General features: G+C 74.1%; 17 protein-coding genes. 7 read left to right on the top strand and 10 right to left on the bottom strand.

Going from position 1 to position 22,064, the window contains the following annotated elements; genetic code table 11:
* Nucleotides 1-295: 295 nt before the first annotated feature.
* From AC3EN4_RS28205 to AC3EN4_RS28180, 6 genes are all read left to right on the top strand, one after another.
* Nucleotides 296-2,788: a non-ribosomal peptide synthetase gene (locus AC3EN4_RS28205; RefSeq protein WP_435209197.1), complete on the top strand. Its 2,493-nt coding sequence runs from the start codon at nucleotides 296-298 to the stop codon at nucleotides 2,786-2,788.
* A complete protein-coding gene (locus AC3EN4_RS28200) occupies nucleotides 2,785-6,084 on the top strand; it encodes an amino acid adenylation domain-containing protein (RefSeq protein ID WP_435209196.1) in 3,300 nt (1,099 codons plus the stop codon). The genes AC3EN4_RS28205 and AC3EN4_RS28200 overlap by 4 nt, the downstream gene beginning before the upstream one ends.
* Nucleotides 6,081-9,140, top strand: a complete 3,060-nt coding sequence (locus AC3EN4_RS28195; protein ID WP_435209194.1) for a type I polyketide synthase — start codon at nucleotides 6,081-6,083, stop codon at nucleotides 9,138-9,140. The genes AC3EN4_RS28200 and AC3EN4_RS28195 overlap by 4 nt, the downstream gene beginning before the upstream one ends.
* Nucleotides 9,133-9,324 carry an MbtH family protein gene (locus AC3EN4_RS28190; protein ID WP_421471632.1) on the top strand — a complete coding sequence of 64 codons (192 nt, stop codon included), beginning with the start codon at nucleotides 9,133-9,135 and terminating at the stop codon, nucleotides 9,322-9,324. The genes AC3EN4_RS28195 and AC3EN4_RS28190 overlap by 8 nt, the downstream gene beginning before the upstream one ends.
* A 534-nt stretch (nucleotides 9,325-9,858) precedes the next feature.
* Nucleotides 9,859-10,338 (top strand): hypothetical protein, encoded by a 480-nt coding sequence (locus tag AC3EN4_RS28185; protein ID WP_435209192.1) that lies wholly within the window; start codon nucleotides 9,859-9,861, stop codon nucleotides 10,336-10,338.
* Between the two features lie 76 nt (nucleotides 10,339-10,414).
* Nucleotides 10,415-11,641, top strand: a complete 1,227-nt coding sequence (locus AC3EN4_RS28180; RefSeq protein WP_435209191.1) for an MFS transporter — start codon at nucleotides 10,415-10,417, stop codon at nucleotides 11,639-11,641.
* 6 nt (nucleotides 11,642-11,647) lie between these two features.
* On the opposite strand, the gene AC3EN4_RS28175 is transcribed toward AC3EN4_RS28180, so the two are convergent.
* The gene (locus tag AC3EN4_RS28175; protein ID WP_435209189.1) at nucleotides 11,648-12,250 is read right to left on the bottom strand and encodes an HD domain-containing protein; all 603 of its coding nucleotides are present in this window, start codon (nucleotides 12,248-12,250) and stop codon (nucleotides 11,648-11,650) included.
* 108 nt (nucleotides 12,251-12,358) lie between these two features.
* On the opposite strand from AC3EN4_RS28175, the gene AC3EN4_RS28170 reads away from it, so the two are divergent.
* Nucleotides 12,359-12,541: a hypothetical protein gene (locus AC3EN4_RS28170; protein WP_435209187.1), complete on the top strand. Its 183-nt coding sequence runs from the start codon at nucleotides 12,359-12,361 to the stop codon at nucleotides 12,539-12,541.
* A gap of 8 nt (nucleotides 12,542-12,549) precedes the next feature.
* Here the strand turns inward: AC3EN4_RS28170 and AC3EN4_RS28165 are convergent, their stop codons facing one another.
* Genes AC3EN4_RS28165 through AC3EN4_RS28125 form a run of 9 tightly spaced genes read right to left on the bottom strand, consistent with a single transcriptional unit; the run spans nucleotide 12,550 to nucleotide 22,061 of the window.
* Complete coding sequence (locus tag AC3EN4_RS28165) at nucleotides 12,550-13,752, bottom strand: 2-oxo acid dehydrogenase subunit E2 (protein WP_488179860.1); 1,203 nt, start codon at nucleotides 13,750-13,752, stop codon at nucleotides 12,550-12,552.
* Nucleotides 13,745-14,758 carry an alpha-ketoacid dehydrogenase subunit beta gene (locus tag AC3EN4_RS28160; RefSeq protein ID WP_435209183.1) on the bottom strand — a complete coding sequence of 338 codons (1,014 nt, stop codon included), beginning with the start codon at nucleotides 14,756-14,758 and terminating at the stop codon, nucleotides 13,745-13,747. Before AC3EN4_RS28160 ends, AC3EN4_RS28165 begins: the two co-directional genes overlap by 8 nt.
* On the bottom strand, nucleotides 14,751-15,689 hold the full coding sequence (locus AC3EN4_RS28155) for a thiamine pyrophosphate-dependent dehydrogenase E1 component subunit alpha (protein WP_435209181.1): 939 nt from the start codon (nucleotides 15,687-15,689) through the stop codon (nucleotides 14,751-14,753). The genes AC3EN4_RS28160 and AC3EN4_RS28155 overlap by 8 nt, the downstream gene beginning before the upstream one ends.
* The gene (locus tag AC3EN4_RS28150; RefSeq protein ID WP_435209179.1) at nucleotides 15,686-15,934 is read right to left on the bottom strand and encodes an acyl carrier protein; all 249 of its coding nucleotides are present in this window, start codon (nucleotides 15,932-15,934) and stop codon (nucleotides 15,686-15,688) included. The genes AC3EN4_RS28155 and AC3EN4_RS28150 overlap by 4 nt, the downstream gene beginning before the upstream one ends.
* The gene (locus tag AC3EN4_RS28145; protein WP_435209177.1) at nucleotides 15,927-17,810 is read right to left on the bottom strand and encodes an HAD-IIIC family phosphatase; all 1,884 of its coding nucleotides are present in this window, start codon (nucleotides 17,808-17,810) and stop codon (nucleotides 15,927-15,929) included. The genes AC3EN4_RS28150 and AC3EN4_RS28145 overlap by 8 nt, the downstream gene beginning before the upstream one ends.
* 36 nt (nucleotides 17,811-17,846) lie before the next feature.
* On the bottom strand, nucleotides 17,847-18,875 hold the full coding sequence (locus AC3EN4_RS28140; RefSeq protein ID WP_435209175.1) for a 3-oxoacyl-ACP synthase III family protein: 1,029 nt from the start codon (nucleotides 18,873-18,875) through the stop codon (nucleotides 17,847-17,849).
* Nucleotides 18,872-20,449: a hypothetical protein gene (locus AC3EN4_RS28135; RefSeq protein ID WP_435209173.1), complete on the bottom strand. Its 1,578-nt coding sequence runs from the start codon at nucleotides 20,447-20,449 to the stop codon at nucleotides 18,872-18,874. The genes AC3EN4_RS28140 and AC3EN4_RS28135 overlap by 4 nt, the downstream gene beginning before the upstream one ends.
* The gene (locus AC3EN4_RS28130) at nucleotides 20,446-20,676 is read right to left on the bottom strand and encodes an acyl carrier protein (protein WP_355048096.1); all 231 of its coding nucleotides are present in this window, start codon (nucleotides 20,674-20,676) and stop codon (nucleotides 20,446-20,448) included. The genes AC3EN4_RS28135 and AC3EN4_RS28130 overlap by 4 nt, the downstream gene beginning before the upstream one ends.
* Nucleotides 20,673-22,061, bottom strand: a complete 1,389-nt coding sequence (locus tag AC3EN4_RS28125) for an MFS transporter (protein WP_421471620.1) — start codon at nucleotides 22,059-22,061, stop codon at nucleotides 20,673-20,675. The genes AC3EN4_RS28130 and AC3EN4_RS28125 overlap by 4 nt, the downstream gene beginning before the upstream one ends.
* Nucleotides 22,062-22,064 lie beyond the last annotated feature (3 nt).

The raw sequence follows: 22,064 nt of genomic DNA, 5'->3' as shown, positions 1-22,064 counted from the left end.
CCGCTCCTGTGTTCTCTCGTGGAGGCTCAGGCGAGCGAAGAGACAACCGGGCCCTGCGAGTCGTCGCCCGGCGTGGCTTCCCCCCGGCACGATCATCGCCTTCATCGAGCGTCATCGCCATAACCAAAAGAGTCGGTGTACTTACTGACTGCAATGCGCTATCGGCATAAAGCCGCACTCAGGTTTCCCTCAGACCGCCGCAACGGCACCCGAACGGCCCGTACAAGCAACCGGCACGGGCTCGGGCCAGACTCCCGGTCATTGCGTGTCACCCGCTGATCGGAGCTGAGATCCGATGACCGAACAGACAATTCTTCCTGGCCTCTCCGCCTTCTGGGAGCGGCGGTTCGCGGCCCTCCCGGAGCCGCCGGACCTGCCCTTCACGCCGACGTCAGCCCCGCCCGCCGCCGCCCGAGTCGACCTGGGCGACGAGGTGGAGCCGCAGGTCAGCGCGTTGGCCGGCCTGTTCGCGCTGCTGCGCCGCTGGGCCGGCGCTCAGGATCTCGTCGCCGAGACGCCGGCCGCGCCGGCCAGCGGGTCGGGCTGGCTGCCGGTCCGGGTCCGGCTGCCCGAGGATCCCACCTGGATCGAGCTGCGGGACCTGGTCCGAACGGCGCTCCGGGAAGCCCGCGAGCATGACGCGGAATTGCCCGAAAATCCTCCCGACTATCGGCCGGTGGTATCGATCAGACCCGATCAACTGCCGACCGGTAATCGTGCCGGACTGCGGCTGCTGATCGGCCGCGTCGAGGACCGATCGACCGTCACGGTGTCCGGTCACCCGCACGCCCCGACGATCGCGACGGCGCTCGCCGTCCTGCTCGACCGGGTGCGGGAACGTCCCACGGCGCGGCTGTCCGACCTGCCGCTGCTCGACCCGGCGACCGAACAGCGGGTGGTGCGGGACCCGAACGCCACCGACACCGACTATCCGCGCGAATCGTCGGTGCCCGCCCTGTTCGCCGAGTGGGCCCGGCGGACCCCGGACGCGCCCGCGCTGCGCGACGACGACCGGATCCTCGACTACCGCGAGGTGGACCGCCGGGCCAACCACCTGGCCGCGCGGCTGCTCCGGCTCGGGATCGGCGCCGAGACCCTCGTCGGGATCTGCCTCGCCGACACCACGACCTGGGTGGTCGCCGCGCTGGCGACGCTCCGGGTCGGCGCCGCGTACCTGCCGCTGGACCCCGGATACCCGCCGGAGCGGCTGGCGCTGATGTGCCAGGACGCCGCGCCGGGCGTCATCCTGCACGCCGCCGCGCTGGCCGACCGGCTCCCCGACGACGGCACGCCCCGGATCGCCGTGGACCGGCTGCCCACCGAGGACGGCCCGGCGCAGCCGCCGGCGGTCACGGTCCACCCCGACCAACTCGCGTACGTCATGTACACGTCCGGGTCCACCGGCCGTCCCAAGGGCACCGGCGTCAGCCACCGCAACATCGTCCGGCTGGTCCGCGACACCACCTTCATCGACGTACGCCCCGACGACGTGATGGGGCAGGCCGCCACGATGTCGTTCGACGCGGCCACCCTGGAGGTCTGGGGCGCGCTGCTCAACGGCGCCTGCCTCGCCGACCTGGACATCAACGACGTGATCGTGCCGGACCGGCTGCGGGCGCGGTTGCGCGACACCGGCGTGACGATGATGTTCCTGGCCACCTCGGTGGCCCGGCAGGTGGCGACCGAGGCGCCGGACGCCCTGGCCGCACTGCGCTACCTGACCTTCGGCGGCGAGCAGGCCGACCGAACCGCCGTGGACCGGCTCCGGACCGCCTGCCCGGACACGACGCTGGTCAACGGGTACGGCCCGACCGAGGCGACCACCTACAGCACCACGTACGACTGCGCCCGGCTCACCGCCGCGGACCCGGTCGTGCCGATCGGCGGTCCGGTCGCCAACACCCGGGTGTACGTGTTGGACCGGCTCCTGCAACCAGTGCCGCCCGGGGTGCTGGGCGAACTGTTCATCGGCGGGGACGGGGTGGCCCGCGGCTACCTCGGCCGCCCCGACGCGACGGCCGAGAGGTTCGTGCCCGACCCGTTCGGGCCCCGGGCCGGTGGCCGGCTCTACCGCACCGGCGACGTGGTCCGCCAGCGGCCCGACGGGCTGATCGAGTTCGTCGGCCGGACCGACCACCAGGTGAAGATCCGCGGGTACCGGGTCGAGCCGGGGGAGGTGACCGAGGCGCTGCGCGGCGGCGGGCTGGTCCGCGACGCGATCGTGCGCGCCGACCGGGACGCCGCCGGCGACGCCCGGCTGGTCGCGTACGTCGTGCCGGACGACGGGGTGGGTGTCGAGGCGATCCGGGACCGGGCCCGCGAGCAACTGCCCGACCATCTGGTGCCGGCCGTGTTCGTGGCGCTGCCCCGGCTGCCGCTCAACCGCAACGGCAAGGTGGACATCGCGGCGCTGCCCGCCCCCGACGCCGGAACGACCATCGACGACGACGCCCCGCGCACGCCCACCGAGCGGACGGTGGCCGAGATCTGGCAGGACGTGCTCGGCGTACCGGTACGCCACCGCGCCGACGACTTCTTCGATCTCGGTGGGCGGTCCCTGAAGGCGACCCGGGTCCGTTCCCGGCTGACCGCCGCGATCGGCGCGGAGGTGCCGTTGCGGCTGATCTTCGACCATCCGACGGTGGCCGGGCTGGCCGCCGCGCTGGACGAGATCGGTGGCCCGCCCGCCGAATCCGCCGCACCGACCGTCCCGGCCGCGCTGGACGGGCCGCCCGCCGCCGACCTCGCGGGCCTGCTCGATCAGCTCGAACAGGGTGCCACCCGATGACGGGCGCGCTCACGTCCGACCAGTTGCGCCAGCGCGTGGACGCCCTGCCACCCGAGCGGCGACGGGCGTTCCTCGCGGCGATCCGCGCCGACGGCGACCGATACGGCATCCACCCGCTCACCGCCGCCCAGGAGTGGATGCTGCTGCTGGCCCAGCTCCGACCGGACAGCCCCGCCTACCACGTGCCGTACCGGGTGGACCTACGAGGTGACCTGGACGTGGCCGCGTTGCGCGGCGCGCTCGACGAGATCGTGGCCCGGCACGAGGCGCTGCGGACGGTGTTCGTGCCGCTGGACGGTCAGTCGTACCAGCTGGTGCTGCCGCCGACCGGCCTGCCGCTGGCCGTGGTGGACGTCGCGCCGCAGGAGATCGACGAGTACGCCGCCGCCGAGGCGGTACGCCCGTTCGACCTGGCCCGGGGGCCGCTGGTGCGCGCCACCCTGTGCCGCACCGGACCGGAGGACTTCTCGCTGCTGCTCAGCCTGCACCACGTCGTCTGCGACGGCTGGAGCATGGGTCTGCTCTTCGAGGAGTTGTCGGCGGCGTACGCGGCCCTGCGGGCGGGCCGGGCGGTGGCCCTGCCGGCGGTTCCCCGGGACGTGCCGGCGGCGCTGGCCCAGGACCGGCTGCTCGGTCCGACCGAGGTGGCCCGGCGGCTCGACTGGTGGCGTGCCGCGCTGGCCGGCGCGCCGCCCGGGCTCGACCTGCCCACCGACCGGCCCCGTCCGGCGGAGCTGGAGGACGCCGGCCACGAGATCGAGTTCTCCTGGCCGCGGGCGCTGGCCGACCGGGTCGCCGAGGCGGAACGACGTACCGGCGCGACCCCGTACATGATCTTCGCGGCGGCCTGGGCGGCGCTGCTGCACCGGCGCAGCCAACAGCCGGACCTGCTCATCGCCACCCCGGTGGCGAACCGGCAGACGCTCGACAGCGAGACCGCGGTGGGCTTCTTCGTCAACACGCTGGTGCTGCGCAGCCGGGTCGACGGTGGACTGACCTTCGCCGCGCTGCTGGACCGGCTCCGCGACGCGGCGCTGACCGCGCTGACCGATCCGGTGCCGTTCGACGCCCTGGTGCAGGAGCTGCGCCCGGTCCGCGACCCCGGCCGTCATCCCCTCGCCCAGGTCATGTTCGCCGTCGAGGACGGCTGGGAACAGCGGCTGACGCTGCCCGGGGTGACCGTGCTGGCCAGCGGCGAGACGCACACCGGCACGTCCATGTTCGACCTGACGCTGACCGTCATCGCGCACGAGGGCCGGATCGACGGGCGGATCGAGTACCGGACGCGGCTCTTCGACACCTCCACCGCCCGGGCCCTCGCCGACCAGCTCGACACCCTGCTCATGGCCGCGCTCGCCGCCCCGGACACCCCGGTGGACCGGCTGCCGCTGCTCGATGAGGCCGCCGGGCGGGACCTGGTCGACCGCTGGGCCGCCACCGCGCCCGCGTCACCCGAGCAGCCCACCCTGGGCGAGCTGGTCGCCCGCCAGGCCCGCGAAACCCCCGACGCGGTGGCCGTGGCGTACCGGGATCAGACCGTCACCTACCGGGACCTGGACGCCCGGGCCGACCGCCTGGCCCGGACCCTCGTCGCCCGGGGCGTGCGGGCCGAGACGACCGTCGGCGTCTGCCTGCCCGCCGGCCCGGACTGGGTGGTCACCTTCCTCGCCGTACTCCGCTCGGGTGGGGTCTATCTGCCCCTGGACCCGCAGCTACCGGCGGCCCGGCTGGCGCACCTGCTCGCCGACTCCACCGCCGCCCTGGTGGTCACCACGGCCGACGCGCGGCTCGCGCTGCCCGCCACCGACCTGCCGCTGCTGCACCTCGACGACGCCGCGCCGCCCGACGACGCCGCGCCGCCGGCGGCCGTACACCCCGACGCCGCCGTCTACCTGATCTACACGTCCGGCTCGACCGGGCTGCCCAAGGGCGTCATCGGCACCCACCGAGGGCTGGCCAACCTCGTCGAGGCGCAGGCCCGGCTGGTCGGCGTCCAGGCCGGCGACCGGGTCCTGCAGTTCCACTCGATCGGGTTCGACGTCGCGCTGTCCGATGTGGTCACCACGCTCACCGTCGGCGCGACCCTGCGCCTGCTCGGCCCGGACGAGCGCACGCCCGGCCCCGACCTGGCCGCCGCGCTCGTCCGGCACCGCGTCACGGTCGCCGACCTGCCACCGGTGGTCCTCGACGCGCTGGACCCCGCGGCCGTCCCCGACCTGCGGGTACTCACCGTGGGTGGGGAACCCTGCGCGCCGGACGTCGCCGCCGCCTGGTCGCGCGGCCGGCTCCTGATCAACGGGTACGGCCCCACCGAGGCCACCGTCACCGCCACCGCCGCCCGCTGCGCGGCCAGCGACACCGAGCTGCCGATCGGCCGACCGTTGACCGGGGTACGCGCCTACGTCCTCGACACCGAGCTGCGGCCGGTGCCGCCCGGAGTGCCCGGCGAGCTGCACCTCGGCGGGGTCGGGGTGGCCCGCGGCTACCACGGCGACGCCGCGCTCACCGCCGGCCGATTCCTGCCCGACCCGTACGCGCCGACGCCGGGGGCCCGGATGTACGCCACCGGCGACCTGGTCCGCTGGCGTGCCGACGGGCAACTCGTCTTCCTCGGCCGGGCGGACAACCAAGTCAAGATCAACGGCTACCGGATCGAGCTGGGCGAGGTGGAGGCCCACCTGCGGCAGTACCCGGGCGTGCGCCGGGCCGCCGCCGTGGTGCGGACCGACTCGCCGGGCGGCCGGCGACTCGTCGGCTACCTCGTCGGCGACGGGTTGGCGGTGGACGAGCTACGCCAGAGCCTGCTCCGGCGCCTGCCCCGCTACCTCGTGCCGAGCGCCTTCGTGGTGGTGCCCGACCTGCCGGTCACGTCCAGCGGCAAACTCGACCCGTCCCGCCTGCCCGCGCCCGCCGTGGCCCGCGCCGACCTCGGCGCCGCGTACGTGGCCCCCGACGGTGCCGTCGAACGGGCCATCGCCGACACCTGGCGGCAGGTGCTCGGGCTGGACGACGTCGGGGCGGACGACAACTTCTTCGACCTCGGCGGCACGTCCCTGCTGCTGGCGCGGGTGCAGACCCGACTCGCCGACCGGCTGGGCCGACCGGTTCCCGCGGTGGAACTGTTCCGCTACCCGACCGTCGCGCAACTGGCCCGCTTCCTCGACGGCGGTTCCGCGCCGACGCCGACGCCGACGCCGACGCCGACCGGCGGCCGGCGACGAGACGAACGCAAGCAGGCACTGGCCGACCGGGCCCGTCGGGCCCGCCCGGTGCCGGCGGGGGAGGGACGATCGTGAGCGACCAGGAGACCGGACTGGAGATCGCCATCGTCGGGATGGCCGGCCGCTTCCCGGGCGCGGCCGACGTCGACGAACTGTGGCAGCGGGTCCTCGCCGGCCAGGAGACCATCACCCGGTTCACGGACGCGGAGCTGGCCGCCGCCGGGCTCAGCGAGCAGGAGCGGCGGCACCCCGACCACGTGCCGGCGCACGGCGCGCTGGCCGACGTCGACCGCTTCGACGCCGCCTTCTTCGGCTACTCGCCCCGCGACGCCCGGCTGCTCGACCCGCAACAGCGGCTCTTCCTCCAGACGGCCTGGACCGCCCTGGAACGCGCCGGTCACCTCGCCGGGAACCCCGACCGGCTGGTCGGCGTGTACGCCGCCGCGGCGGCCAGCGGCTACCTCCTGCACCACCTGTTCCGCAATCCGCGACTCGGCTCGGTCTCCGAGTACGAGCTGATGCTCGCCAACGACAAGGACTCGCTGCCCACCCGGGTGGCGTACCACCTGGACCTGCGCGGACCCGCCGTCGCGGTGCAGACGGCGTGCTCGTCGTCGCTGGTCGCCGTGCACCTCGCCGTGCAGGCGCTGCTGGCCCGCGAGTGTGACGTCGCCCTCGCCGGCGCGGCGCACGTCCTGCTGCCCAGCGGCACCGGCTACCGCCACGAGGCCGGTGGCATCATGTCCCGCGACGGGCACTGCCGGCCCTTCGACGTCCGGGCCACCGGAACCGTGGGGGGTGACGGCGCCGCCGTGGTCGTCCTGCGCCGGCTGGCGGACGCCCGCGCCGACGGCGACCCGGTGTACGCGGTCATCCGCGGCTCTGCCATCAACAACGACGGCCGGGTGAAGGTCGGCTTCACCGCGCCCGGGGTGGACGGCCAGGTGGCCGCGATCCGGGCCGCCCAGGAGGTGGCCGAGGTCGACGCCGCCACGATCGGTTACGTCGAGGCGCACGGCACCGGCACCGAGCTGGGCGACCAGATCGAGCTACGCGCGCTGACCGAGGCGTTCGGGGCTGCGACGGGCGGCCGGTGTGCCCTCGGCTCGATCAAATCGATCGTCGGTCACCTCGACGTCGCCGCCGGCGTCACCGGGCTGATCAAGGCCACGCTGGCACTGCACCACCGGGTGGTGCCGCCCAGTCCGTACTGCACCGAGCCGCACCCCGAGCTGGCCGGCGGGCCGTTCCGGGTGCCCACCACCGCGCAGCCCTGGCCCGACCTGGGTACTCCACCCCGCGCGGCGGTCAGCTCCTTCGGCATCGGGGGCACCAACGCGCACGTCGTGCTCCAGGCCGCCGAACCGGCGGAACACCTCCCCGACGACGAGGAGCGGCCGGCGCAGGTGCTGGTGCTCTCCGCGCGGGACGCCGACGCGCTCGACGAGGCCCGTACCCGGCTCGCCACCCACCTCGACGCGAACCCGGACCTGCCGTTGGCCGACGTCGCGTACACCCTGGCCCACACCCGACGGACGTTCGGCCACCGGCTGGTCACCGTCGCCCGGGACGCCCGCACCGCCGCCGCCCGGCTCGCCGACCGCGACCCGTCGCTGGTCCGCACCGGCGTCGCCACCGGTACGCCGGCCGGGGTGGCGCTGCTCTTCCCCGGCCAAGGCGCGCAGTACCCGGGCATGGGCCGCACCCTGTACCGCACCGAACCGGTCTACCGGGCGGCCTTCGACCGCTGCGCCGAGCTGCTGCGCCCGCACCTCGACGTGGACCTGCGCACGCTGCTCTGTCCACCCGGCGAGCCGGTCCCCGCCGCACCGGAGCTGGACGAGACCCGACTCACCCAACCGGCCCTGTTCGCCGTCGAGTACGCCCTCGCCGAACTGCTGCGCCACCGTGGCGTACGCCCCGTCGCGATGGCCGGACACAGCCTCGGCGAGTACGTGGCCGCCTGCCTGGCCGGCGTCTTCACGCTGCCCGACGCGCTCGCCACCGTCGCCGTACGCGGCCGACTCATGCAGGCACAGGCGCCCGGGTCGATGCTCTCGGTGGCGCTCGGCGTCGACGAGGTCACGGCGCTGCTCCCCGCCGGCGTGGAGGTGGCCGCCGCCAACGCGCCGCGCCTCGTCACCGTCTCCGGCGCGACGGCCGCCGTCGCCGCGTTCGCCGCCGACCTGCGGGGGCGCGGGGTCGCCTGCCGGGAGGTGCGCACCTCGCACGCGTTCCACTCGGCCCTGATGGAGCCCGCCCTGGCCGGCTTCGCCGCGCACCTGCGCGAGATCCCACTGCGCTCGCCCACCGTGCCCGTGGTGTCCAATGTGACGGGTCGCTGGCTCACCGACGACGAGGCCACCGACCCCGACTACTGGGTGCGGCAGCTCCGCCGTCCGGTCAACTTCACCGCCGCGGCCGAGCTGCTGCTGGGCGAGCGGTACGCGTTGCTGGAGGCCGGTCCGGGCCGCACCCTGGCCACCCTCGTTCGGCAGCACCCAGCGGCCCGCGGGGCGACGGTGCTGACCAGCCTGCCGGCCGACCGCACCCCGGCCGGGGAGGACGACGCCGTCGCGCTGGCCGTCGGCCGGCTGTGGCTCGCCGGGGTACCCGTCGACCGGCCCACCGGACGACGGCGGGTGCCCCTGCCCACGTACCCGTTCGCGCGCGAGCGGCACTGGGTCGACGCGTACCGGCCGGGTCCGGTCACGGTCGACGAGGAGGCGCCCGATGCCGCCGCCCCGCCACCGACCGCCCCGGCCGTCGCCACCGTGCCGACCGATGAGCCGTACGAGGTGGTGCGGCGGATCTGGGTGGACCTGCTCGGGGTGGACGAGATCGGCCCCGACGACGACTTCTTCGAGCTGGGCGGCCACTCGCTGCTCGGCACCCGCGTGGTGGCGCGACTGCGCGACGCGTTCGGCGTCGACCTGCCGCCGGCCGCGATCTTCGAGTCACCCACCCCCGCCGCGCTGGCGCGTACCGTCGCCGACCTGGCCCGGCCCGCTCCCGCCGTGCCGGACGGCGACCTCACCGACCTGCTCGCGGAGATCCGGGCGCTCTCGCCGGAGAGTCTCGCCCGCGAGCTGCACCTGGCCCGACACGAGGAAGGCAATTCCAATGGCTGACGAACACCGCGTGGTGGTCAACGACGAGGAGCAGTACGCCCTGTGGCCCCGGCACAAGGAGGCGCCGCACGGGTGGCGGGACGCCGGCTGCGCCGGTAGCCGCGAGGAGTGCCTGGACTTCGTCACGCGCACCTGGACCGACATGCGCCCCCGCAGCGTCCGCGAACACCTCGCCGCCGGCTGACCGGCCGGCCACCGCCTCGCCGGCAGAAGTCGGCAGCCCGGCAGGCGGTGGCCCGGCAGGGGAGGGTAGGGGTGCACTGTGCTGCCTGTCGAGCTGCCCCGATTCTGGGGCAGTGCAACAGGCTCGGGTCCGTCCCGGAAGTGGGGCAGCTTGACAGGGTCGGGTCCTGCCCGGGAGGGGGCAGCGCAACAGGCTCGGGTCCGTCCCGGAAGTGGGGCAGCTTGACAGGGTCGGGTCCTGCCCGGGAGGGGGCAGCGCAACAGGCTCGGGTCCGTCCCGGAAGTGGGGCAGCTCGACAGGGTCGGGTCCCGCCCGGGAGGGGGCAGCGCAACAGGCTCGGGTCCGTCCCGGAAGTGGGGCAGCTCGACAGGGTCGGGTCCTGCCCGGAAGGGGGCAGTGCAACAGGGTTGGATCCCGCCCCAGAATTGGGGCAGCTCGACAGCGTCGCTGGATGGGTACGGACACCCGGCACGCGCGGCACCGCGGCCAGCCCGGACACTCGCAACGTCGAGCTGTCAATGTAGCGTTGACACGATGACGACGCCGTTGGCCGGCCTGGCCGAGGTGCGCGCCGCTCGTGCCCGTCTGGACGAGCGGGAGGCCGCGCTGATCGACCGGGCCCGCCACGACGGCGCGACCTGGGCGCAGATCGCGACCGCGCTGGGCCTCGGCAGCCGGCAGGCCGCCGAGCAACGCCGGCAGCGCCTGGCGGTGGCGCGACGTGCGCGGCGGCAGGAGTTGGACCGGGGCTACCCGCGGCAGATCGCCGCGTTGCGAGCCACGGTGGCCGACCTGGGACGCTGGATCGCGACGGACCGGCGGTGGGACTCCCGCTTCCGCCGGGCGGCACTCGTGCGGAGCACCGTGGACGCCGCCCTGGACGCCGACCCGGGGTCGCTCTACGCCCTGGTCCTGCACCTGCGGACCGACCTCGACGATGCGGGGGACCGGCTGCCGCCGCCGGTGCGGGCGGTGGCGGCGACGATGACGATCGCACTGTCAACACAAGATTGACATCCACCCACGGCATTGCCCGAGCCTGACTCAAGAATCAGGATGTGAGTCAACCCGACTCAACCTGGGAGGGCTCATGCGGCGTAACGCGGGTCTGTTCGTGGCGATCTCGCTCCTGTCCGGCTTCGGCAGCAGCGCCATGGCCCTCGTCTCCGGCATCTGGATCCTGGACCTCAGCGGCTCCACCGGCCTGGCTGCCCTCGCCGGACTCTGCGTGTACGCTCCGGTGCTCGCCGGTCCGTGGCTGGGTGGATTGCTCGATCCGGCATCGCGGCGACCACTGGTGATCGCCGTCAACCTCGTGCTGGCAGGCGCGCTGCTGGCACTCCTCGCCGTGCGTGGCCCCGGGCAGACGTGGATCATCTTCGCCGTTTCGTGCGCCTACGGCGTCAGCTACGTGCTCATCGACGCGGGAGAGACCGCGCTGCTGCCGTCGGCGCTGTCGGCGGCCGAACTCGGTGCCGTCAACGGGTGGCGGTCCAGCGCCCAGGAGGGCATGAAGCTCGTCGCGCCGCTGGCCGGCGCGGGCCTCTACGGCTGGCAGGGCGGCCACGCGGTCGCCGTGCTGAGCGCGGTGATGCCGATCCTGGTCGCCGTCCTCTACCTGGCGGTCCGCCTGAACCGCACGCCACCCGAGCGACTGACGCGGCGGGACCGTGGGCTCCGCGACGGACTGTCGGTCGTGGCCGGACAGCGGTCCATCCGTGTCCCGGTCCTGCTCGCCGGAGTGTCGATCGCCATGTCCGGCTTCGTGACCGCCGCCCTCTACACGATCGTCGTGACGGACCTGCGCCTGCCGACGACCTTCCTCGGGCTGCTGGCCAGTGCCCAGGGCGCCGGGTCCGTCCTGGGTGGAATCGTGGTCGGCCGGCTCCTCACCCGACGGGGCCCGGTTCCCGTCGGGCTCGCCGGAACGGTGCTGTTCGCCGTGAGCTGTCTCGCACGCTGCCTGCCCTGGTGGCAGGCGACCGTGGCGGGTGCGGTCGTCGCCGGCGTCGGGCTGCCGTGGACCCTTGTCGCGGCGGTCACCGCCGTGCAGACGCACACCCCGACGGCGCTGCTCGGCCGGGTCGCCGCGACGGCCAACACCGCGATGTTCGGGCCACTCGTCCTGACGATCCCGCTCGGGTCCGTCGCCGTCCACCTGGGCGGTCGCCCACCTGTCATCGCCGCCACCGCGCTCTGCCTGACCGCCGCAGCGGCCGCCGCTCGTGATCGTTGGCCGCTCGGCAACACGACACGCCGGAGACACCACCGCCCAGCAACCAGCGATCACCACCGACAGCCGTCCCCGACGCGTTGACCAGGGTCAGCCGTCGAGGTCACCGACCGGGTGGGTGGCCTGGAAGGCGAGTCGCCGGTCCGCGTCGGCGGCGATCCGGTCGAGGACGTCGTCCAGCTCGATGAACGCCGACCACTTCTCGCGACCGGTCGCCTCGGCCAGGCGGTCGACGAGCAGATCCTCCAGGTCGGTGACCCGCTTGCCCTTCCAGACCTTGTCGGCGACGCTGACCAGCAGGTCGTCGACACCGATGTCGTCCCGGTGCCACGAGGCGTGGGTGCGCGCGAAGCGGGCCAGTGGGGCGGCGACGCCGTGCTCCAGCAGGAGGTCGTAACCGGCGGGCTCGTGGGCCGAGCCCGGCCCGGACAGCTCGTCGGGGTGCCGGATCTTGCCGATGTCGTGGGTGGCGGCACCGAACAGCACCGCCGAGCGGTCGACCGGCAGCTGCGGGAACCGTTGCGCCACCGCGTCCGTGAGCTGCGCGGCGACATCGTGGACGGCACGCAGGTGTGCGGCCAGACGCGGTGGCGCGTGCAGCGTCTCCAGCATCGCCACCACCTGGTCGGGCAGGGGGCGCAGGACCGGGTCGCCGGGTTCGGTCAGGGCGCGGCGCAGCGCAGCGGAGATCACCGTGCCAAGGGTACGACGGGATCGCCGGGTGTCGAGATCTCCGCAGCCCACGAGTCGCTGTGCCACCAGATTCGGGCGCGGACCGACCTGGCGGCGTTCACGGCGGCGGTGGAGCGCCTCGGCCGGCCCGTGTCGCACACCATGGGCCGGGCCGTCTTCACCGACGAGGCCGGCAAGAGCGCCTCGGTGACCGTCGAACTGACCGGCCGGGACGGTCGGACCACGACGCTCAAGCTGCGCCTGGAGTCGGAGACCGGCTGGCAGGTGTGCAACGACGACCTCGTCGGCTGACCGGCGCGTCACTCCTCGGCGAGGTCGTCGGGGGACTCCAGGGCGCCCTTCACCGCCTGGAGGAAGGCGACCGCCTCGCGTCCGTTGACCACCCGATGGTCGTAGACGGCGCTCAGGTTGACGAACCGGCGGGTCACCACCTGACCGTCCGCGTCCAACGCCAGCTCGTCCTGGGTGCCGCCGATCGCCACCACGCAGGTCTGGCCGGGAAAGACGATCGGCCCGGCGAGCACCACGTCGGGATCGGTGTGCAGGGACACGACGATGGTCCCGCCGGCCAGCTCGCCGGCCCGGAAGCCCTCGCCGCCGGCCCGGCTGCGGAAGTCCATCAGCGTCTCGGCGATCTCCGCGCAGGTCAGCTCCTCGACGTCGCGGACCACCGGGATGAACAGGCCCGTACCGACGTCGATGGTGACGCCGACGTGCGCCGCCTCGGCCAGTCGTACGCTGCTGCCGTCGCCGGGGGAGGCGAAGAGCAACGGGTGGTCCTCGCGCAACCCGCCGATCGCCTTGACCAGCAGTTCCGGCAGGCCGACCAGGGTGCGGGTGGCGCGGGTGAGCTGCCGGGCCACCGCGAGGGCGGCGTCGGCCCGTACCTTGATCACGGCGAGCGCCGCCGGCACCTCCCGGTGCGACTCGGTGACCACGGCGGCCACCGCGCGCTGGGCGCGGGACAGCGCGTGGACCGGGCGCGGGTCGTCCGGCTCCGGACCGTCGCCGGCCGCCAGCGCGGCGGCCGCGGCCACCACCACCGGCTCGGTCGCGGCCGGGGGCGCCGCCGACCGGTCGGCCAGCAGGCGTTCCACGTCGGTACGCCGCACGACCGCCTTACCGAGCGCGCGCAGCTCGTCGTCGTCGAGGCCGTGCGCGGCGGCGAGTTCCCGGGCCGAGTCGGTGAGGACGGGTCCACCCGGTCGTACGTCGGGCGGCGGGCCGGCCGGGGTGACCGTCGCGGTGAGGAACCGTTGCCGGGCCTCCTCGCTGTCGAAGACGTGCCCGATGACGTCGCCGGGGGCGCACTCCTGGTTGACCTCGACGAGCCGGTGCAGCACCCCGTCGCCGTCGCTGAGCAGTTCCTCGGCCGCCTTCGAGGTCTCCACCTCGGCGATCGGTTCGCCGGCGCGTACCTGCTCGCCGTCGCCGGCCAGCCAGTCGAGCAGGACGTACGTCGTGTCGTTGTTGTTGAGTTTGGGGACGACCAGGTCAGTCACCACTGACGACCTCCTTCACGGCCTGGTGGATGTCGGTGTCCTGCACCAGCACGGTGCGTTCGAGGTGCGCGGCGGTCGGGATGACGCTGTCCGCGGAGTGCACGAGGCGTACCGGCGCGTGGAGCGACCCCCAGAGCCGCCGGTGCACGGCCTGCGCCAGTTCGGCGCCCCAGGTGCCGCCGGCGGTGCTCTCCTCGGCCACCACCACCCGCCCGGCCCGGGCGATCGGTGGCAGCAGGGTGTCCACGTCAAGCGGCCACAGCCGCGACGGCACCAGCACCTGGCAGACGACGTCGTCGCGCAGCAGCAGCTCCCGGGCCACCGACACGGCCCGGGCGGCCAACCCGCCGGGTACCACGAGTACGCAGTCGGCCTGCTCCTCCTCGTCCACCCGGATCCGGGCGACGTCGCCGTCCGGGCCGATCAGGTCGTAGCGGAACAGCTCGTCCACCACGCCGTCGGCGTACATCCGGGTGGTGTAGAGGACCTTGTCCTCGAAGAGCAGCCCGGGCCGGCCGGTGGCGAGCATCCCCGCGAGGACCGCCCGGTTGTCGTGGAACGGCGACACCTCGTGCACGCTCAGGCCGGGGATGCCGATGAAGTGCTTCAGCGGGCTCTGGCTGTGCGTCGGGCCGTACCCGCGGTTGCCGCCGCTGGGGCAGCGCACCACCAGCCGCATCGGCACCCGCCGGCCGTACATGGCGGTGGACTTGCTGGCGAAGTTGAGGATCTGGTCGAACGCCAGCGCCACGAAGTCACTGAACATGATCTCGACGATGGCGCCCTGACCGGCCAGCGCCAGTCCACCGGCCACGCCGACGATCCCGCCCTCGCTCAGCGGGGTGGACAACACCCGCTCCGGCCAGCGCTCGGACAGACCCCGGGTCACCTTGAACGCCCCGCCGTACGGGTCGACGAGGTCCTCCCCGAGCACGGTCAGCGTGGCATCCTCGGCCAGCAGCGCGTGCAGGGCCTGGTTGAGGTTCTCCACCACCCGCTCAGCCACGGTTCTCCTCCGTCCAGCGGCTCGCCGGCCGGCCGGCCACGTCGGCGACCACCTGGGCCACGTACGCCCGTTGGCGCTCGTCGTGCGCGTCGAACTGCTCCGGGTACGCCTGCGCGTACCGCGCGTACCAGTCGTACGCCCGCGCGTGCGCGATCTCCTCGGGGCGACGGCTGTCGTCCCCCTTGCTGTGCGGTCCCACCCGGTGGGTGAGCAGTTCCACCACGTACGGCGTGGACCGCTCGCGGACCCGGCGCAGCACCGGCGTCAGCGCGGCGCGGACCACCTCGGTGTCGGTGGAGGTGACCCGGAGCTGGTCCACCCCGAACGCCCGGGCCCGGCCGCCGATGCTGCCGGCGAGCTGCGCGGTGGTCGGCGTGGACTGGGCGATGCCGTTGTTCTCCACCACCAGCACCAGCGGCAGGCCCCACAGCGCGGCCATGTTCAGCGCCTCGTAGACGGCGCCCTCGCCCCAGGTGCCGTCGCCCAGGTAGACCAGCGCCAGCCGGCCGGGTTCGGTGCGCTTGAGGTGCAGCGCCACCCCGGCGGCCACCGGCGCGCTCTCGCCCTGCACCCCGGTCGACAGGTAGCGGTCCCGCAGGATGTGCTGGCTGCCGCCGACGCCGTGGCACACCGCGCCCTCGCGGCCCATCACCTCGGCGAGCAGGCCGTGCGGGTCGGCGAACCGGGCCAGGTAGTGGCCGTGGCCCCGGTGGTTGCTGAACACGAAGTCGCCGTCGTCGAGCAGCGGGCGCAGCGCCACCGGCACGTACTCCTGGCCCAGGCAGGTGTGCGTGGTGCCGTGCAGCTCGCCGCGTCCGAACATGTCCAGCAGGGCCAGCTCGAAGTGGCGGATGAGCAGCAGCAGGTCGAGATCGTCGTCGGCGAGCCGGGTCGGCGCGCTCGGCGGCGCCTCGACGTGGGTGGCGGTCACCGTGCTGCCCCGTCCAGTTCGCCGGCGACCAGGTCGACCAGCTCACCGACGGCGGTCACCGCCAGGTACGCCCGCAGGTCCAGCCGTACGCCGAGGTCGTCCTCCAGCGCGGAGAGCAGCCGCAGCGCCTCCAGGCTGGTCCAGTGGGCCAGCGACGCGAACCGGACGTCGGGCGAGATCTCCTCGGCCGGTACGTCCGCGACCTGCTCGATGAGGCCCGCGACGGTGGTGAACAGGTCAGGCACGGATGTCTCCCTCCTCCAGGGCGATCCACGCCGGCAGCAGCCGGGGCGGGGGGTGCAGCGGCAGCACGTGCCGGGTGGTCCCGTCCTCGACGGCGGCCACGGTGAAGCCGGCGGACGGCCAGACGGCCCCGCCGGGCTTGTTGCGGGCGGTGGGCCGGAACAGCGCCTCCAGCCGGGTCGCGCCGGCCGAGCGGGCCAGCTCGGCGACCCGGTGCAGCGCGGCCTGCTCGACGCCCCGGGAGAAGACCCGGCAGCTCAGCACGAAGTTCTCGATCACCCAGGCGTCCGGGTCGGTCCGGTCCAGCCACAGGCCGCCCACCAGACCTTCGGCGCCGAACCGGTCGGCCACCTCGACGGTGAGCACCGAGTGGTCGGGGGAGTCGGCGCGCGTTCGGGTCTGCGCCTCGGTGTGCGCCCGCTCGGCCATGGTGAACTGGTTGGTACGCAGTCCGAGCTGCGCGACCCGGGGCAGGGTGTGCGCGTCGACCTCCCGGACGCTGACCCGCAACTTCAGCTCGTGCAGGTAGTCGGCCGCCGAGTCGAAGGTGGCGGCGAAGCGTTCCCGCCCGGCCCGCGCCCGGTACAGCTCGGTGCGTTCCCGGTCGGTGGCGCCGGTGGCCAGCACGGTGAAGTGCCCCTCGGCGAGCAGTTTCGTGGAGAAACCGGCCGGGTCGCCGGCCAGCTCCACCACCCGTACGCTGGGCAGCTCGTGGCGTACCAGCTCGCACTCGAACGGGCTGTCGTCGGCGAACACGACGGCGTCCAGGCCCAGGTTCAGGCCGGTGGCGAGCTGGCGCAGGTTCTCGTCCTTGCGCCCCCAGTTCACCGCCTGCGCGACGAAGTCGTCGGCGCGCAGCAGCAGGTCCGGGTGCTGCGCGAACGCCTCGGTCACCAGGTCCGGGTCGTTCTTGCTGCACACCGCGAGCAGCACGCCCTGCCGGCGCAGCGCCAAGGCGCGACGTTGCACGTCCCGGTGGCAGTTGCCCGGGTAGTCGGTGCCCAGCCGGATGCCGGTGAGCCCGTCGTCGCCGAGCACGCCCGCCCAGAGCGTGTTGTCCAGGTCCAGCGCGAGCACCTTCGCCGTCCGGCCGAGGACCGCGCGGCAGAAGGTGGCTGCCTCGTGCGCGTACCGGCGTTCCACGGTGGGCGTCCACGCCATGCTGGCGAACCGGTACAGGCGCTCGTCGCGCACCGGACCGTCGTGGTCGACCAGCAGCGTCTCCAGGTCCAGCGTGTACGTGGTGTCCCGCCCGCCCAGCTCCAGGAGCTGCGCGTTCAGCTCCCGCCAGACGCGGCCCAGCTCGGCCCGGCCCCGGAAGCTGACCAGACTGCGGTGCTCCAACGGGGACAGCGGCACGGTGTGCAGCAGGACCGCGCCGTCGGTGCGGGCGGCGTACCCGCGCAGCGCGGCGGTGAGCACGGCGGTCCGCTCGCGCAGCACGTCGGCGAGGCCGGCCAGGTCGCCGGGGTCCCACTCGGTGGGCAGGAACCAGCCGTCGTGCAGCAGGCAGAGCGTGACGTCCGGCCGGAACTCGGCGAGTGTCGAGCCGGGGTCGCTGAGGTCGAGCACGAGCTGGTCGAAGCCGGAGACGTGGATTTCGGCGGCGATGCCGATCCGCAGCAGCGCCACCCGCAGCAGCGGTTCCAGCGTGCCCGGGGTGAACGTGCCGGTGACCGCGACCCGCAGCGGGCGCAGCGGGAAGTCGGGGCTGGCCAGCTTCTCGGCGGGCACGTCGGCGAGCAGTCGGCCGGCGGACGCGACGGTGGTGACCGCCGCGTCGTCCAGGTGGACCAGGCCGGACGCCAGCTCCGGGTCGACGGCCGCGCCTGGTCGGCGCAGCCGGCGGATCCGGTGCAGGACCTCCTCGACTCTCATGGTCGGTGTTCCTTCCCGTGGGTGGGGTGCGGCCGGTCAGACCCGCAGCAGCGTGCAGACCCAGTGCATGCCGCTGCCGGTGCTGGTCAGGGCGACCAGGTCGCCGGTGGTCACCTCGCCGCTGTCGAGGTGGTGCTCCAGGCCGATGAGCTGGTCGGCGCAGCCGATGTGGCCGTGCGCGAGGGCCAGCTCGACGTTCGTCCGTTCCAGGTCGACGCCGAGGTCCTTGGCCAGCTCGGCGAACTGCCGGGCGTTGTCGTGGAAGTGCACGAACCGGCGGACGTCGGCGAGCGTGACGCCGGCCCGGCCGCAGGCCGTCTCGACCACCTGCCGGTTGCGCTCGCGGATGGTCGCCACGAACCGGAACATCCGCCGGACGTCCCCGGCGAAGAACTCGTTGAGCCGGTCGGCCGGGTCACCGACGCGGGGAGTGCCGGCGTCCGGCGTGAACGGCTGGGCGGCGCCACCGACGGGCATCCGCATGAAACCCGCGTACCGGCCGTCGGTGATCGTCTCGGTGGCCAGCCAGCGGCACCGGTCGTGGTCGCGGACCAGCACGGCCGCCGCCGCGCCGTCGGAGAAGACGCTGGTGTTCACCTCCATCCGGTTCCAGTACGGCTCGCACACCCGGTTCGCGCCGATCACCAGCGCCGTGCGGTAGTCGGGATGGGTGGCGAACCGCCCGGCCACCGTGTCGAACGCGGCCACCCCGCCGCCGCACGCCTGGTTGAGCAGCACCGCCTCGGCCCGGTGTGCGCCCAGGCGGGCCTGGGTGTGCGCGGCCGGATCCCAGTAGAGGTATTCGGCCAGGTCGGGGACGGCGAGCACGACGAGGTCCACGTCGGCGGCGGACAGCCCGGCCCGGTCCAGCGCCGTGCCGCCGGCCACCACCGCCAGGTCGGTCACCCCCACGCCGGGCCCGGCCCGGTGGAAGGTCCGGTACTCCCAGGACCGCAGACGATCAAGATCCTTGGTGTACGCGGCCGCGGCCGCCGCCACGTCGACCGGCTCGCCGAGGACGTGCGCCAGGGCGGCCACCCCGACACCGACCGGAGGCGCGCTCATCGCCGTACCCCCGTGGTCCGGTCGTCGCTCGCGTGGGCGGCGTGCAGCCGGACCCGTGGGTCGGCGGACGCGACACCGTCCAGCTCGGACAGGAAGCGCCGGGCGGTGCCGTTGCGGCCCGTGTCGGTCCAGCGGACCAGCACCTCTCCCGCGCCGGCCGCGCCGGCCCGGCGGGTCAGCTCCCGCAGCACGCTCGCCTCGACGCCCTTGCCCAGCACCGGGCAGGAGAGCGAGAAGACGTCGACCGTCCAGCGGCTGTCGGCCCGGTCCAGCGCGACGAGACCCGAGGTGCCGTAGTCGCCCAACCGGTCGCGTACCCGGATCGCCAGCAGGTCGGCGGCCCGCTGCGCCAACGCGGCGGCCGGTGGGGCCGGGGCGAGGGCGAAGTCGTGCGCCCGGGCGACCACCTCGGCGACCTCGGCGACGCCCTCGGCGGCCACCGGCCGGTAGTCGACCTGGACGTCCAGGCCGGCCACGAAGTCGTCCAGGGACAGCTCGACGGGCGCGGCGGTGGGTCGGGACGTGCCGCCGGTCCACCGGCGCTCCGGCAGCCGGTCGGTCAGTCCCGCCGCCCGCAGCTCGTCCGACCAGGCCGCCGGGTCGGCCCCGAGCGGCACGCGCCGCGGTGGCCCGTCGCCTCCCGGCGGCTGCGCGCCGAGGCCGGTCAGGACGAGCTGGGCCGGTACGACGTCCAGCTCGGCGGCGATCTCCGCGAGCTGGTCGGCCGGCGGCCGGTCGTCGGTGACCCAGCCGTCGAGCACGCTCAGCAGGTCGACGGCGTCGCCGTTCGACCACCAGTCGTCGCCGGTGGCCCGCAGCGCCACCCGTACGCCGGTGGCGCGCAGCTCGCGCAGCGCCGGCAGCAGGTGCGCCGCGCCGGTCAGCCCGTCCGCGTCGACGACCAGCGCCCGGCAGCCCGTGCCGAACCCGGTGCCGACCAGCGCGGCGGCGGTCGCCCCGAGCCGGGCGAACACCTCCTCGGTGTACGGCACCTTGGCGAGGCGGAACAGCACCGGGTGGTACGCGTGCTCGTCGCCGACGGCGCGTACCGCCTCGTCGGCGTCGACGAGCAGCACCCCCGGGTCGCCGGCCAACCGGTCGCGCAGGCGTTGCCGTACGACGGTGGCGCTGGCGGCCACCCCGTCGGCGTGCATCGCGTCGGCCGGCCCGGCCGGACGGTCGGTGGGGACGGCCGGCAGCACGTACACCAGGAGGGCGCCGTGCCGGCGCGCGGCGGTGACGGCCGCCTCGGCCCCGGCCAGCAGCTCCGCCGCCCAGTCGTCGCCGGCGGGGCCGGGCTCACCGGCCTCCTCGAGGCGTTGCGCCACCACCAGCACGTCCGGCCGGACGTCGGCGAGGAAGCCGTCGGTGGCCAGGCACTGCTGCACGACCTGCTGGAACGGGCCGACGGTGAGCGTGGCGGCCAGGCCGGCGTCGTGCAGGCCGAGGCCCAGGTACGGCACCAGCGGGTCCACCGTGTAGCTGGCCAGCAGGGCGACGCGCAGCGCCGGGGTCGGCCGCCGGCGGGTGAGCGCCTGCCAGCGGCTGCGCCGGGCGAACAGGACGCCGCTCATCGCGTCTCCGTTCCCTTGGCCCGCAGCACGGTCCGTAGCTCGCCGACGCTGCGCACGTCGCGGATCTCGTCGAAGGCGAAGGAGAGCCCGTAGACCTCCTCCAGGGTCACCACCAGTTGCAGGTGGCGCAGGCTGGTCCAGGTGCCGATGGTCTCCGGCCCGGACTCGTCGGTCACCTCGGCCGGATCCACCTCCAGAACCCCGGCCACCACCTCGGTCAGCGTCACTTCGCCACCACCGCGCGGTCGTCGGTCAGCTCGTCGGTGCCGGTCGGCGACGGCAGCGGGGCCGGCGGGTCGGTCGGCTCGTCGTAGTCGGGCAGGTCGACCTCCATCCGGCGGACGCTCGGCGAGAAGAACCCGGCCGCCGCGACGCCGATGCCGAACACCCCGACGATCACGAAGATCAGGCCCATCCCGGCGCCCGGTCCGCTGCCCACCAGCCACCCGAAGTACGGCACACCGGGGCCGCCCTCGCGCATCATCGGCTCGAACCAGCGGTCCGCGGCGATACCCGCCAGGGCGGTGCCGCCGGGGTACGCCAGGTCCTCGATGAACTGGCGGGCGGCGAAGACCCGGCCCTGGTGGGACGGCTCGACCTTCTCCTGCCACACCGACTGGGCGTACCCGTCGATGAACGGGATGGACAGGTGCAGGAAGAGCAGCGCCACGGACCAGACGATGATGCTGTCCCCGACGCCGTAGACGATCCGGCCGAGCACGCTGAAGACCAGGATGGCGATGAGCATCCGGCGGATCTTGTGGCGGGTGTTGGGCAGCAGCCCGAGCAGCAGCGCGCCGGCCACCCCGCCCACCGCGCCGATGGTCTGCACCAGACCGACCGCGTTGGTGCTGCTGTCGGTGCGGGCCAGGATCTGCGGCACCAGCAGGGCGAAGCCGACCGCGGCGAGCACGTTGATGGCGAACATGATCGCCTCCAGCCCGGTGAAGGCCCGGCTGGTCAGGATGTAGCGGAAGCCGTAGATCGTGTCGTACCAGAAGCCGCCCTCCTCCGGCTGCGTCGAGCGCGGCACGGGTGGGAGCTGCACCAGCAGCACCGCGCCGATCGCCACCACGTAGGACAGCGCGTCGATGAGCAGGATGACCTTGATGTCCATCAGGCCGAGCAGCGCGGCGGCGAAGCCGGGCGCGAAGATCACCGGGATGGTCCGGACCGCGAACATCATCGCGTTGGCCCTCGGGTACTGGCCCTTCTCCATCATCACCGTGATGGTCGCCTGGTACGCCGGGAGCTGGAACGCGAGGAACGCGCCCGTGACCAGGTTGACCAGGTAGAGGTGCCACACCTCGACCGAGCCGCTGAGGAACAGCAGCAGTACGACGGCCGTGGTGACCGCCGAGCCGACGTCACTGAGCACGATGGTCAGTCGTCGTCCCCACCGGTCGACGAGCGCGCCGGCGATCGGGCTGAAGATGACTGTCGCGCCGAACGCGAACGCCATCAGCATGGTCAGGTCGAAGGCTCGGCCGGTGGCGTCCCACACCCAGATGCTCAGGGCGAAGTTCGTCATCCGGGTGCCGAGCGCCGACAGCAGCTGGCCGAACCAGATCGTGGTGAACCCGGCGAACCGGGATGGGCGTCGGAACGCCATGGG

This window comes from Micromonospora sp. bgisy143, from assembly GCF_057708145.1.
Note: the sequence above shows the minus strand (reverse complement) of the source record. Positions and strands in the feature narration are given on the sequence as shown.

Bases quoted from the DNA above. Each gene is read 5' to 3' on its own strand.
- AC3EN4_RS28205 (WP_435209197.1), top strand. From the start codon at position 296: ATGACCGAACAGACAATTCTTCCTGGCCTCTCCGCCTTCTGGGAGCGG.
- AC3EN4_RS28190 (WP_421471632.1), top strand. From the start codon at position 9,133: ATGGCTGACGAACACCGCGTGGTGGTCAACGACGAGGAGCAGTACGCC.
- AC3EN4_RS28140 (WP_435209175.1), bottom strand. From the start codon at position 18,875: ATGAGCGCGCCTCCGGTCGGTGTCGGGGTGGCCGCCCTGGCGCACGTC.
- AC3EN4_RS28135 (WP_435209173.1), bottom strand. From the start codon at position 20,449: ATGAGCGGCGTCCTGTTCGCCCGGCGCAGCCGCTGGCAGGCGCTCACC.
- AC3EN4_RS28200 (WP_435209196.1), top strand. From the start codon at position 2,785: ATGACGGGCGCGCTCACGTCCGACCAGTTGCGCCAGCGCGTGGACGCC.
- AC3EN4_RS28145 (WP_435209177.1), bottom strand. From the start codon at position 17,810: ATGAGAGTCGAGGAGGTCCTGCACCGGATCCGCCGGCTGCGCCGACCA.
- AC3EN4_RS28180 (WP_435209191.1), top strand. From the start codon at position 10,415: ATGCGGCGTAACGCGGGTCTGTTCGTGGCGATCTCGCTCCTGTCCGGC.
- AC3EN4_RS28125 (WP_421471620.1), bottom strand. From the start codon at position 22,061: ATGGCGTTCCGACGCCCATCCCGGTTCGCCGGGTTCACCACGATCTGG.
- AC3EN4_RS28185 (WP_435209192.1), top strand. From the start codon at position 9,859: ATGACGACGCCGTTGGCCGGCCTGGCCGAGGTGCGCGCCGCTCGTGCC.